The organism is Embleya sp. NPDC050154 (genome assembly GCF_044460165.1).
Lineage (GTDB): Bacteria > Actinomycetota > Actinomycetes > Streptomycetales > Streptomycetaceae > Embleya.
On record NZ_JBITJP010000013.1, the window covers coordinates 181,446 to 194,091 of the forward strand.

Genomic DNA, 12,646 nt, shown 5'->3' on the forward strand with positions numbered 1-12,646 from the left:
ACCCCTTCTGACTGCGCTGATGCCTACCGCGCTGATGGATCGACGCCGGAACCGGGCGCCGGACGGCACACGGCGCGCCGGGTCGGCGCGCCGTGCGGGGATGCGGGAATCCGGACCACATGAGGCGGTGCCGGGGAAGCCCGGCGAATGCGGTGCCGTGTGGCGTGTGCGCGGCGGGGCGGGCCCGACCACGCTCGGCCCGGAATCGTCCGGGCCCGTCCATTCGATGACTCTGACTGGCATTCGACATTGACGACCGCTGTCCGGCAGTGTTCTCTGCGGGTTGCGCCGCCGTCAAGAGTCCGTGAACATCTCGTTTCCGAACCTCCCCGCGAGCGCCGGGCCCGGCGGGAGGGTGGTGGACGTGGCCGGCGTGTGTGCGACCGCTGTTCTACATTGCCAACCCGATCTTGATTGCCAACCTGATCTTCGATGGAGGAGTTGGTATGCCCGGTCCCATCCAGTCGCTCGAACGCGCAGCGGCGATCCTGCGGCTGCTCGCCGGCGGCGAACGGCGCTTCGGTCTGAGCGAAGTGGCCACCACTCTGGGTCTGGCGAAGGGCACCGCGCACGGCATCCTGCGCACCCTCCACCAGGAGGGGTTCGTCGAACAGGACCCCAAGAGCGGCAAGTACCAGCTCGGCGCCGAGCTGCTCCGGCTCAGCAGTTCCTACCTGGACGTGCACGAGTTGCGCGCCCGTGCCCTGGTCTGGGCGGACGACCTGGCCCGCGCGAGCGGCGAGAGCGTGCGCATCGGGGTGCTGCACAAGGGCGGCGTCCTGGTCATCCACCACGTCTTTCGGCCGGACGACAGCCGCCAGGTGCTGGAGATCGGCGCGATGTTGCCCTTGCACTCCACCGCGTGGGGCAAGGTCCTGCTCGCGCTGGACCCGGCCGCGCGCGCCGAGTTGGACGAGACCGATCCGGTCGCGTTCACCTCGCGCACCGTGGTCGACCCGGTCGCGGTGGACACGGAGAGCGTGACGGTGCGCGAACGCGGGTGGGCGTGCGACATCGAGGAGTCGGTCCTGGGCCTGGCGGGCATCGCCGCGCCGATCCGCGATCGGCGCGGCACACCGCTGGGCGCGGTGGGGATCAGCGGCGCGGTCGAGCGGATCGTCGCCGACGGGGTGCCGCGACCCACGCTGGTGGCCTCGGTCCGGGACGCGGCGCGCGCCATCTCGCGCGACCTGGGCGCGACGTTTCCCTACTGAGGCGCCACTCGGCCGCCCGCTTCGGACCGGTGCGGTCGACCGGCGCGGTGACCGGCGCACTTGACCGCCACCCGACCGACGATGAAAACTGTCGTTCGTCGTTCGACAATGCCGACCACGTAGATTCGGACCGGGACCGTTGCAGTACTGGTCCCCCCGCACCACAGCCGGCCCAGTGGAAAGAAGACGTGTGATGAGCACCGCCACGGATCCGACCGTTCCCGCTCGTGCCCACAGCCGCGCCGAACTCTCGCGCGGCACCCACGACCTGCTCGTCATCGGCGGCGGCATCCTGGGCACGGCGGTCGCCTGGACCGCGGCCCAGACCGGCCTGCGGGTGGCCATGGTCGACGCCGGCGACTTCGCCGGCGCCACCTCGTCCGCGTCCTCCAAGCTCGTCCACGGCGGCCTGCGCTACCTGCAGACCGGCAACCTCAAGCTGGTCGCGGAGAACCACCGTGAGCGCCGCACGCTGGCCCGCGACGTGGCCCCGCACCTGGTTCGCCCGCTGTCCTTCCTGGTCCCGGTCTACAAGGACGGCCCGCACGGCGCGGCCAAGCTCGGCGCCGGCGTGTTCCTGTACTCGGCCCTGTCCGCGTTCGGTGACGGCATGGGCAAGGTGATCGGCCCGGACAACGCGCTCGAACTCGTGCCGGCGCTGCGCTCGGAGGGCCTGCGCCGCGCGGCCGTGTACGGCGACCACCAGATGAACGACAGCCGGGTCGCGGTGACCACCGTCCGGGCCGCGGTCGAGGCCGGCGCGGTCGTGCTCAACCACGCCGAGGTGGTCGGCCTGCGCAAGGACGCCGGCGGCCGGGTCATCGGCGCCGAACTGCGCGACCGGCTGGACGGCGCCGAATTCGGGGTGAACGCGCGCGTAGTGCTGAACGCGACCGGCCCGTGGGTGGACCACCTGCGCCGGATGGAGGACCCGACGGCCGAGCCGAGCATCCGGTTGTCCAAGGGCGTGCACCTGGTGCTGCGCCAACAGCAGCCGTGGCGCGCGGCGTTGACCATCCCGATCGACAAGTACCGGGTGTCCTTCGCGATTCCGTGGGAGGAGCACCTGCTGCTCGGCACCACCGACGAGGCGTACGAGGGCGACCCCGGCAAGGTCTCCCCGACCGAGGCCGACATCGCGCAGATCCTGGACGAGGCGGGCAGCGCGGTCGACCCGGCGCAGTTGCGCCGCGAGGACATCACCTACGCCTTCGCCGGTCTGCGGGTGCTGCCCGGCGGCGCCGGTGCCACCAGCGAGGCCAAGCGGGAGACCGTGGTCACCGAGGGACGCGGGGGCATGTTGTCGGTGGCCGGCGGCAAGTGGACCACCTACCGGCACATCGGCCGCACCGTGCTGGACAAGCTGGCCAAGGCCGGCGTGGTGGCCCTGGAACAGGACATGGCGACCCCGCTGCGCCGGGTGGCGCTGCCCGGCTCGGCCAACCCCGAGGCGGTGGCGCACCGGCTGCTCGGCGAGGCCACGGCCGAGGACGGCGTGGACCCGGTGGTGGCCCGCCACCTGGCGTCGCACTACGGCAACCTCGCGTACGACCTCGCCGCCCTGGTCCGCGCCGACCGCGAACTGGGCGAGCGCATCCACCCGGACGGCCCGGACATCTGGGCCCAGGTCGCCTACGCCCGCGACCACGAGTGGGCGATGACCGTGGACGACGTGCTGCGCCGGCGCACCACGGTGACCATCCGCGGTCTGGACAACGCCGAGGTACGCTCGCGGGTCGAGGATCTGCTGGCGGCCAAGCCGCACTGACCCGCGGGGCGCGTGGCCGCCCCGGGAGCCGACGGCGCGAGCGGGCGGTCCGGGGCGGTTCGGGGCGGTCGGCCCGGGGCGCGGTCCGGCCGTCGGCGCCGGGGGCGTGCGCGTACATGCCGTGCACGAACGGCCCGCCGCCGCTCCCGGGGCGCGGTTCGGTCGTCGGCGCGTGGTCTGTACGTTCGGAACTCGTCCGGCGATTTTCGTTATCCGCGCCGACCCGGGGGCTCTCCCGAGTGGCGGATGGACGGGATCGGGCCCGTCACGCCGGTCGAGGAAAGTGGACGTACGTGGACAACGAGCACAACACCGCCCTGGTCGTCGCGGCCCAGGGCGGTGATCTGTGTGCCCGCGATCGACTGGTGGCCGGGTGGCTGCCGTTGGTGTACAACATCGTCGGCCGAGCGCTGGACGGGCACGCGGACGTCGACGACGTCGTGCAGGAGACCATGCTCCGCGCGGTGTCCGGCCTCGGCGGCCTGCGCGATCCCGAGCGCTTCCGGTCCTGGCTGGTGGCCATCGCGATCAACCAGGTGCGCCGTCGATACGCGCGTCGTACGACGACGACCGCGCTCGACGAGATCGCCGAGTACCCGGATCCCGCGGGCGACTTCGCCGACCTGACCATCCTGCGCCTGGGCCTGTCCGGGCAGCGCCGGGACGTCGCCGAGGCGACCCGCTGGCTGGACCCGGACACCCGCGAACTGCTCGCCCTGTGGTGGTTGGAGGCGGCCGGCACGCTGACCCGGGCCGAACTCGCCGCCGCCCTCGACCTGCCCGCGACGCATGTGGCGGTCCGGGTCCAGCGGATGAAGGAGCAGTTGGAGGCGGCCCGCGTGGTGGTCCGCGCGCTCGCCGCCGACCCGCGCTGCGCGGAGGTGGCCGCGCTGATCACGCCCTGGGAGGGGCGACCGACACCGCTGTGGCGCAAGCGCATCTCCCGCCACGCACGCGCGTGCGGTACGTGCGGCGCGCATCGCCACGGCCTGGCCCCGGTGGAGGGCCTGCTCGCCGGGTTGGCGCTGCTGCCGCCGACGGCGGTATTGCTGCGGCTTCTCGCCCAGGCGCCATGGGCGGCGGCCGGTACGGCGGGGCCGGGTGCGGTCGCCTTCACACAGCCGCTCACTGACCCGGCCTCGGTCGGTGGCCCGGGTCCGACCGCCGACCCGGCCGCCGGATCCGCCCAGGTCGGGCCGACCCCTCCCGGCCACGCCGCACCGCGTCCGGCTCGCCGACCCCGCCGAGTCGCGTCCGGCGTCGCCGCCGCGATCGGCCTCGTCGTACTGGCCGTGGTCCTGCTCGTCGACCGTCCCCAGCACGCCGGACCGCGACAAGGCGCGCCCGATCCCGCCCCCGGCCCGCCCGCCGTCGACGCGGCCCAGCTCCCGAGCACGCCACCGTCGCCCGACCCGCCGGCGACCACCGGGCCGGCCGGCACGCCACCGGCCTCGACGGGACCGCCGGCCACCCGGACGACCGCCGCCATCGACACCCGGGCCCGGCTCGAACGCGCCGTCGTGGACCTGGTCAACGCCGCCCGGGCCGAACACGGTTGCGCCCCGGTCCGCGTCGAGGAGCGACTGCGCACCGTCGCCCGCAAACACTCCGACGACATGCTCGCCCGGCGCTTCTACGACCACGTCAACCCGGACGGGGTGCGGGCCGACGGCCGGATCACCGCCGCCGGCTACCGCTGGCGATCCTGGGGCGAGAATCTCGACCGGGGCCGCCAGGACGCCTCGCACGTGGTCGCACAGTGGCTGGGCAGCCCGTTCCATCGGGACAACATCCTCGATTGCGGCTTCACCGACATCGGTGTCGGCGTCACGGTGGGTCCGGGCGGCACCACGTGGTGGACCCAGGTCTTCGCCACACCGGCGTGACCCGTGCGCCCGCCCATGGCCTGCCTGCCGGGCTGCCTGGTGGCGGCACAACCCCGGCCACCACCGCAACCGGACCGACCCCGGCCACACCGAGGCGGGCATCGCTATCCACCGCGACGAGAGCGGCTGGTGGGCGTCCACGAACTCGCCAACGGCTGACGCCGACTCGGCGTGGCGCGACGGGTGCGCCGAGCGGGGCCGACCCACCCCGCTCGGCGGTCCGTGCCGACAGTCGGACCGGCTCGATATCACCACAAACCGTTCTAAACTATGACCATGGCCTCGCGCCGTCCGACCCGAGGCCATGCAGCTCGGGGACGACATCCCAGTCCGGGAGGACGCCATGCGCAAGGTCGTCGATTGCCGGGACTTTCCCAGTGAGTCCGGATGCACCCTCACCATCGCCGGGACCGAGGACGAGGTCGTCCTGGCCGCCGCCCAGCACGCCCAGACCGTGCACGGGCATACCGACTCACCCGAGCTGCGCGAGGAGATTCGCAAGGAGCTGAAGGACGAGGAACCCGGACGCTAGTGCCGCGCCGATCGGGGAGGTTCGGAGCGAGCCGCCACGCCTCCCGGCGCCCACCCGATGACGTTCCGCCGACCTTTCGACGATGCGGGTCCATCGAGGGCCGCACTGTTCGGAACGCGATGCCACTTCCGCGTGCTTCGGCTTGTGGCGTGATCGGCGTGTCGGGCAGCATCGCGCTCGTCCGCAGTCACAGGGGTACGGGAGTGCCTCCGCGCGCCGAGTGCTTTCCCACTTCCTGCGCCGGGCACGGCAGCGACGAGAAAACGGGTGGGACGTGGGTCGGCGTGGGGACGACGAAGCGGCAGCCGATGGTGGGCGCCGGCAGCGACGGGACGGAACCGCCGGTGGTGTGGCGATCCCATTGATCGCCGTGGTGATCGTGTGCTTTCTGATCACGTCGTGGGCCTGGCTGTTCACGGGCGACGACAAGCACGGCGCGCGGTCGACGGCACCGGACGCCACCTCGGTGGCGGATGGCACTCCCGCCGGGGGCGGGGTGGTCGCGCAGTCGGACAGCCCCGCGCCGACGGGCGCCACGCCGAGGGCCGGCGGCACGGTGAGCGGCACCGCGTCCGGGTCGCCCGCGCCTTCCGCGTCGTCGTCCGCACCCGCGCCGGGACAGCCCGGCGCGTCATCCGGGGCGACGCAGCCCCCGGGCGTCCCCGCGCCGCCGCCCGCGACCGCGCCCGGCGCGACACCCGTGGGCACGCCGCCGGCGAGCGAGGCGCAGCCCGGCGAGATCGCGGTGCTGGTCGACCGCTTCGCCACCAGCGGATACATCGACGTGGTCAACCCGACCGACCGCCCGCTCAAGTCATGGAAGCTGACCGTCACCGTGTCGGGTTCACGGTTCACGGTCTTCCGCGCGGACGGGAACGGCGGCCTCACCGCGCGGTACGGCACCACGGTGGCGACCGCCACGTCGACGCGGCCCCTCCAGCCGCACGAGGAACTCACGCTCTACTTCGAGCTCAAGGACCCGGTCACCAACGCCACGTGCGACTTCTCCGGCGTGAGCTGCCGGTTCTGATCCGCCCGTCGGCCGGCCACTACTCCCGGGCCGGGCGGGGCCTCGGCGTGGAGGCGTCGAGGCATCGAGCCGTCGGGTTGTCGGGTTGTCCGGCCGTCGAGCCTCAGGCTCGCGTCGTGCCGGGTCGGTCAGCGCGTGGGCAGGTGCCGGGCGAAGAACGAGCGCACGTGCCGGCGCACGGTGGGCACCGAGACGGTCGGCTCGATCGCGCCGATCGGCGAGATCCGGTCGGCGGCGGGCATCAGCCCCCAGGCTTGCGGCCGGGGTGCGATCACCGCGTGGTCGGTGAACACCTGGTGCGCGGCGTGCGTGATCCGGCGCCGCGGTACGGGTCGGCGGGAGTCGGCGAGCAGCGCGCACCACGAGCGGTCCAGGTGCCGCTGGTCGGTGAAGCCGTCGGTGCCGGCCAGGAGCAGTGGTCGGTCGGTGCCGTCGCGAGCGATCGGGTACAGCTCGCCATCCCGGCCGGGCGCCGGCGACGGGTGATCCGGATAGCCCTCCGGGTCGAGCGCGAGATGTTCGGCACGCGGTGGATCCAGGAGTTCCGGTCCCGCCCGCTCGACGACGCGCAACTGGCCGCCGCACTGGGCGAGTCAGGGCTCGTGGTGGACGCGCATCTGGATGACGCCCGCACCTGGGTCCGAGCCTTGCCGGTCGACTGAGAGGGCGTGGTGCGTGTCGGCGTGTAGGCGCGGTGGGGTGATGGTGCGGTGGCCGCCCGGCCGGGTGCGGTCGGGCGGCCACCGGTCAGCGCAGGACGGTCGGTGAGGCCGCCTTCGCGGCGAGCAGGCGTGGGGCGCCCGTTCCGTCGGCGGGCACCGCGTAGACGTTCTTGTCCCGCCCGTACATCACGGTGTGGTCGTCCAGCCAGGCCGCCTGGTCGTCGACGTTCGCGCGCTCGGCCAACGGGGTCTCGCGCATCGTGGCCAGGTCGAGCACGTGCAGTCGCCACGTGGTGCTGCCGGAGCGCTTCTTGAACGCGATCCGGGTGCCGTCCGGGGACAACGACGGGCATTCCAGGTTCTCCCGTACCGTGTGCGCCTCCCAGTTCGCGTAGTCGCCCTCGACCAGGTAGGTGCGTCCCTTGGTGGAGACCGTCGCGTAGAAGCGGTTGTCGTCGGCGGCGAAGGTGACGCCCCAGTAGTTGACGTCGGCGGATCGGTAGCGTTTGCCGTCGATGGTCAGCGGGATGGCCTCGATGTTGATCAGCGTGTAGTCGGTGCGGGTGTCCACGATGCCGGTCCAGGTGGAGAATCCGGTCTTGTTGTAGGACTCGCCGGTGACGAAGACGGTCCAGGACACCATGCGTCCGCTCGCCGATACCCGGGCGCGACTGGGCGTGCCCGCGAGTTCGATCCGGCGTCGCACATTCATCGAGCGGTCCACGATCAGCGCGTCGGTGCCGGGCAGTGGGCCGCCTCGGGTCTGCAGGCAGACCCCGGTGCCCGCGCCGACGGCGAAGCGTTCGCAGCGCAGCCCGCTGTCGATCCGGGACGGGCCGGTGCTGCCGGCCGCATCGATTCCGGTCGCGGCCACGGTGCGCCGGCCGCCGCCGCGGTCGGTGTCCACGAAGACCAACTGCCCGCCCGCGGTCAGGTCCAGCGGCCGGCGTTCGACCGTCGCGTCCTCCTCGCGTCCGGCCGCGAAGGTCGAGTACCCGACCCCCACTCCGACCAGTACCAACAGGCCGAGCAGCAACGCCAGGGCGCGCCTCATCCGGTCACCTCCGGGAGCGGGGACCGCGACGGCAACAACCGCCGGGCCAGGACGAGGCAGCCGGCCATCCCGACTCCCATGGCGAGCAGCGCGGGGCGCGAACCCCACAACGTCCAGGCCGCGCCGAAGAGCACCGAGGACACCATCCGGGCGCCGGCCTGACCGGTCTGGAGCAGGGCCAGGCCGCTGGTGCGCAGGTGCACCGGGAGCAGCGGTCCGGTGGCGGCCATGAGCACGCCGTCGGTGGCGGCGTAGAACAGGCCCTGGAGGAAGAGCACGCTCAGCAGCACGGTCCACAACAGCGGTGTGCCCGGGGTGCGGTCCCCGGTGGGCGCGGCGGCCACCGCGTAGGCCGCGAGCAGTGCGAGGTGCCCGCCGAGGAAGACACGGAAAGGGCCGACCCGGTCGGCGAGCCGACCGAGCGGCACGGCGAGCAGCAGGTAGGCCCCGGCGGTGCCCAGCGGCAACAGCGGGAAGTATCGGAGCGGGATGTCGAAGCCCTGTTGCAGGACCAGATAGACGAACGTGTCGCCGACGGTGAGCAGCCCCAGCACGGTGGCGGCGACGCAGGCGCGCCGGAACGGACCCAGTCGCAGCAGCGCGAACGCGGCCCGCAACGACGACTCGCGCCGGGGGCCGGCCGGTTCGCGGTGGTCGCGCACGTACAGCGCCATCAGCAGCACCGCGAACACGGCCACACAGAAGCTCACCACGAACACGGCGTCGTACGCGTCGTGGGTGGCCCACAACACGGCGAACGCGGCGAGCGGGCCGAGAAAGGCGCCGATCGTGTCCATCGCGCGGTGCACGCCGAACGCCCGACCCAGGTCGGGTGCCGGGGTGCTGAGGGTGATCAGCGCGTCCCGCGGCGCGGTACGCAGCCCCTTGCCGGTGCGGTCCGCCGCGAGCACCAGGCCGAGCCCGGTGACCGACGAACCGGCCAGTGGCAGGCCGAGTTTGCACACGGCGGACAGTCCGTACCCGCTGCCCGCGACCAGCTTGCGCCGGCGGGTGCGGTCGGCCACCTGGCCGCCGAGCAGACGGACGAACGCGGTGACGCCGAAGTAGGTGCCGTCCAGGAGGCCGTATTGCAACGGGCTCAGACCCAGGGTGAGGACGAAGTAGGTGGGCAGCACGGCGGTGACCATCTCCGAGGAGACGTCGGTGACCAGGCTGACGGCGCCGAGCGCGAGCACGTTGGCGGGGACGTTGCGCGCGAACCTGCGCGGCGTCCGGGCCGAGGCGATCCCACCGGCCTGGTCCGCGCGCCGGGTGGCGGCGATGTACACGGGCGTTCCTCCCTCGATCCGTCCGGGGACGGTGGACTCGGGTCGGGTCGGAGCGGGGCGGGGTGAGACGGAGCGGGATGCAGCGCGATGGGCAGGGTCGGGACGGGGGAGGGTCGGAGGGGAACGGGCCCGGTGCGGGCCGACCGGGAAGGAGGTCGCCGGGCGGCCCGCACGATCGGTGGACTCGATCGGTGGACTCAGTGGCAGCCGACCGGCCCGAAGGAGTCGAGCTGCTTGCCGTCGTAGCGCACGAGCTGTCCGGAGTAGGTGCCGGCGGAGAGGGTCAGCTTGAGCACGGCCGGCGAACCGGTCACCCGCTTCTCACTGTTGGGCTGCGGACTCTCGAAGTCGTACGGGTCCGCGCCGCCGGTGCCCACGAGCAACTCGCGGATGCCGGCGGGATCCGCCTTGGCCTTGGGGTTCTGCGGCGCGTAGCGCTCGTAGAGGTGGTCGTGCCCGTTGAGGATCAAATCGGTGTGCGCGTCGTAGAGCACCTGCCACGCGGTCTGACTGACCTTGTCGGCCTGCGGTCCCGAGCTGTACAGGGGCTTGTGCCAGTAAGCGGCCACACAGCCTTGCGAGTTGTTCGCCAGGTCCGCCTTCAGCCATTGGATCTGCGCCGAGTTCGCCGACATCGACTGCTCGGAGTCGAGCGCGATGAAGTGCCAGCCGCCCCGGTCCCAGCTGTACCAGGTGGTCCCGTTCGGAGTCGCCCGGTCGCCGAAGTAGGCCTTGTAGCCGGACTCGGGAGGACTGTCGTCGTACTCGTGATTGCCGGGCGAGGGACGGGTCTTGGCCTTGAACCGGCCCCACGTGGTGTCGTAGTACTTGCGGAAGTCGGCGAGGCTGCCCGTGTCGTACTGGTTGTCCCCGAGCGTGATCACCTCGTCCGGGTTGATCGCCTCGACCCGCTTCGCGGTCTGCTCCGCCCCGCAGTCCTGCGACGACGTGCAGCCCGGGTCGGAGATGTCGCCGGCGGCGACGACGGTGAACGAGGAGCCGCCGGCCTGCGGGGTGCCGACCACCGAGGCACTGGGCGCGGACAGGTTGCCGGCCGCGTCGCGGGCGCGGACGGTGTAGGTGTAGCCGACTCCGGTGGTCAGGCCGGTGTCCGCGTAGGAGGTGCCGGCGCTGGTGCCGACCGTGACGCCGTCGCGCAGCAAGTCGTAGCCGGTGACCCCGACGTTGTCGGTGGAGGCGGTCCAGCCCAGCGAGACGCCGGTGGACGTGGTGCCGGTCACCCGCAACGCGGTCGGCGTGCTCGGTGCGGTGGTGTCCGGGCCGCCTGCGCCGAAGACTTCGAACTCCCAGAGGGAATAGCCGTATTCGGTGGCACGCGTGGTCGCGTACACGCGCACGTGGCGACCGTGCGTGGACAGCGCGCCGAGATCGTCGGTGCCGCCGTCGCCGGTGGACGTGTTGTAGACCTTGGTCCAGGACGCGCCGTCGGGCGAGACCTCGATCCGGTAGGCCTTGGCGTAGGCGGCCTCCCAGGTCAGCCGTACCCGGGAGATCGAGACGTCGGAGCCGAGGTCGACGCTGAGCCATTGGGCGCCGGCGCCCTCCTGGCTCGCCCACCGGGTGGTGGTCTTGCCGTCCACGGCCTTGGCCGCGCCGTAGGTGGAACTCTCGGTGGACGAGGCGGTGGCGGGTTTGCCGCGGGAGAGCAACACCTCGGCGGCGGAGGCGGTTTCCCCGAAGGTCAGCACCGTTGCCAACATCGCGACGACGGCGATCACCGCGGGCAGTCGAGGTATTCGGGACAGGGCGCGCCGGCCGAACCGGGCCGGGGATCTTCCGCGTTGCGGGCGCGTGGGCAGGGACAGGTGCACGTCGTCCTCCAGCGTTGAGGAGCCGATCGTCGTGCCTGAGCCGGGCGGGATGGTGCGCTCGATCGGGCCGGAGAAGTGCGCTCGCGGGACCTGGCGACACCGCGAAAAAGCAGCCCGCGATGCCCCAACAGGAGCCTCCGGCCCGACTGTTGGCCCCGACGATCCCAAGCAGCCGCGCACCCCGTCAAGACTTGTTAGGAAACTTTACTAACAAGACCCGCTCAGTCCACGTCCCCGCCCGAACCCGTCCACAGGAAGCCTCCCGACACCCCTTGCGGCGCCGCGCCGGGCACCTCGACGCCCCGGAGGCATCGCATGGGTGTCGACCCGGGGTCGGCTGTGGCCGTAGGTCAGGGCGAGGTGGGGAGGTCGAACAAGACCCGCGCAGTCCAGGCCCCTGCCCGAACCCGGCGACAAGAAGCCACCCACCCCTGCGCCCCGGCGCGGAACACGCCGATGACCCGAGGGCCGCATGGGCGCCGGGTCGGGGGGTGGATGTGGTGGTGGGTCAGGGGGAGGAGGGGTGGTCGAAGGTGGGGGTGGGGGCGGCGGGGGTGTGGTTGAGGACCAGGACGCCGATGACGGTGGCCAGGGTGAAGACGACGAGGATCAGGGTGGCCAGGATCAGGCGGCGGCGGCGTTCGCGGCGTTGCCAGTCCTGGTGGGCGGTGTGGTAGGCGTCGGGGGCCGGGTGTACGCCGGCGGCGAGGGTTTCCAGGGCCTCGCGCAGGTGTCGCTCGGTGTCGGGCGAGGTGGGAGGGGTGGGAGGGTTGTTCATCGCCGTACCTCCAGCGCGTGCGTGAGAGCGGCGATCCCACGAGCGGTGTGCGTTTTGACGGAGCCGACCGAGATGCCCATGGTCGACGCGATCTCCTTCTCCTTGAGCCCGAGCCAGTGGCGCAGTACGAGTGCCTCGCGCTGGCGCGCGGGCAACTCGCGCAGCGCGCGGATCAGCGCCTGCTGGTCGTCGCGCAGCAGGGCCGAGGTCTCGGCGGAGGCCACCGTGTCGACGGAATCCTCGACGTGTCGGCGGGCGACCTGGAGATGGCGTATTCGCATCCGGGTCTGGTTGCACACGACCGAACGCAGATAGGCGGCGGCGGCGTCGGGTGTGCGCAGTTTGCGGAATTTGCGGTAGATCTCGTAGTACGCCTCGGCCACGATGTTCTCCGGGTCGTCGGCACCCAGGAGGGTGGCGAGTCGGAGCATCGAGGGGTAGTGCAGGTCGAACAGGCGCGCGATCTGCACCTCGCGATCCGATTCGTCTGCGGCCGGCGGCGGTTGCATCCCGCCCGGGAGCGAGGCATCCGGAACGCGGGCGGCCTGGGGGAGCAGTGGCTCAGGGACCAGTGCCCCGGGAACCAGCGCCTCGGGGACCG

The 12,646-nt window shown here is 72.4% G+C and carries 11 protein-coding genes; 5 read left to right on the forward strand and 6 right to left on the reverse strand.

The features are described from left to right. Positions 1-446: 446 nt before the first annotated feature. The 5 genes from ACIBSV_RS26745 (at position 447) to ACIBSV_RS26765 (ending at position 6,430) form a co-directional block, all read left to right on the forward strand. On the forward strand, positions 447-1,214 hold the full coding sequence (locus ACIBSV_RS26745) for an IclR family transcriptional regulator (protein ID WP_395867255.1): 768 nt from the start codon (positions 447-449) through the stop codon (positions 1,212-1,214). A 193-nt stretch (positions 1,215-1,407) separates the two neighbouring features. After that, positions 1,408-2,982, forward strand: a complete 1,575-nt coding sequence (locus ACIBSV_RS26750; protein WP_395867257.1) for an FAD-dependent oxidoreductase — start codon at positions 1,408-1,410, stop codon at positions 2,980-2,982. 293 nt (positions 2,983-3,275) lie between these two features. Beyond that, positions 3,276-4,868: a sigma-70 family RNA polymerase sigma factor gene (locus ACIBSV_RS26755; protein ID WP_395867259.1), complete on the forward strand. Its 1,593-nt coding sequence runs from the start codon at positions 3,276-3,278 to the stop codon at positions 4,866-4,868. A gap of 343 nt (positions 4,869-5,211) precedes the next feature. Continuing rightward, positions 5,212-5,400 (forward strand): DUF1059 domain-containing protein, encoded by a 189-nt coding sequence (locus ACIBSV_RS26760; protein ID WP_395867261.1) that lies wholly within the window; start codon positions 5,212-5,214, stop codon positions 5,398-5,400. Between the two features lie 349 nt (positions 5,401-5,749). Further along, a complete protein-coding gene (locus ACIBSV_RS26765) occupies positions 5,750-6,430 on the forward strand; it encodes a hypothetical protein (RefSeq protein WP_395867263.1) in 681 nt (226 codons plus the stop codon). Between the two features lie 128 nt (positions 6,431-6,558). Here the strand turns inward: ACIBSV_RS26765 and ACIBSV_RS26770 are convergent, their stop codons facing one another. From ACIBSV_RS26770 to ACIBSV_RS26795, 6 genes are all read right to left on the reverse strand, one after another. Next, positions 6,559-7,002 carry a hypothetical protein gene (locus tag ACIBSV_RS26770; protein WP_395867265.1) on the reverse strand — a complete coding sequence of 148 codons (444 nt, stop codon included), beginning with the start codon at positions 7,000-7,002 and terminating at the stop codon, positions 6,559-6,561. Between the two features lie 175 nt (positions 7,003-7,177). Beyond that, on the reverse strand, positions 7,178-8,146 hold the full coding sequence (locus ACIBSV_RS26775) for a hypothetical protein (protein WP_395867267.1): 969 nt from the start codon (positions 8,144-8,146) through the stop codon (positions 7,178-7,180). Further along, on the reverse strand, positions 8,143-9,435 hold the full coding sequence (locus tag ACIBSV_RS26780; protein ID WP_395867269.1) for an MFS transporter: 1,293 nt from the start codon (positions 9,433-9,435) through the stop codon (positions 8,143-8,145). Before ACIBSV_RS26780 ends, ACIBSV_RS26775 begins: the two co-directional genes overlap by 4 nt. A gap of 197 nt (positions 9,436-9,632) precedes the next feature. Continuing rightward, positions 9,633-11,267, reverse strand: a complete 1,635-nt coding sequence (locus ACIBSV_RS26785) for a discoidin domain-containing protein (protein WP_395867271.1) — start codon at positions 11,265-11,267, stop codon at positions 9,633-9,635. Between the two features lie 508 nt (positions 11,268-11,775). Continuing rightward, positions 11,776-12,045, reverse strand: coding sequence for a hypothetical protein (locus tag ACIBSV_RS26790; RefSeq protein WP_395867273.1), 270 nt, complete (start codon positions 12,043-12,045; stop codon positions 11,776-11,778). Continuing rightward, positions 12,042-12,554, reverse strand: coding sequence for a sigma-70 family RNA polymerase sigma factor (locus ACIBSV_RS26795; protein ID WP_395867454.1), 513 nt, complete (start codon positions 12,552-12,554; stop codon positions 12,042-12,044). The genes ACIBSV_RS26790 and ACIBSV_RS26795 overlap by 4 nt, the downstream gene beginning before the upstream one ends. Between the last annotated feature and the right edge of the window lie 92 nt (positions 12,555-12,646).

Coding starts and splice junctions, on each gene's coding strand:
- ACIBSV_RS26760 (WP_395867261.1), top strand. CDS start 5,212: ATGCGCAAGGTCGTCGATTGCCGGGACTTTCCCAGTGAGTCCGGATGC.
- ACIBSV_RS26795 (WP_395867454.1), bottom strand. CDS start 12,554: ATGCAACCGCCGCCGGCCGCAGACGAATCGGATCGCGAGGTGCAGATC.
- ACIBSV_RS26775 (WP_395867267.1), bottom strand. CDS start 8,146: ATGAGGCGCGCCCTGGCGTTGCTGCTCGGCCTGTTGGTACTGGTCGGA.
- ACIBSV_RS26790 (WP_395867273.1), bottom strand. CDS start 12,045: ATGAACAACCCTCCCACCCCTCCCACCTCGCCCGACACCGAGCGACAC.
- ACIBSV_RS26745 (WP_395867255.1), top strand. CDS start 447: ATGCCCGGTCCCATCCAGTCGCTCGAACGCGCAGCGGCGATCCTGCGG.
- ACIBSV_RS26750 (WP_395867257.1), top strand. CDS start 1,408: ATGAGCACCGCCACGGATCCGACCGTTCCCGCTCGTGCCCACAGCCGC.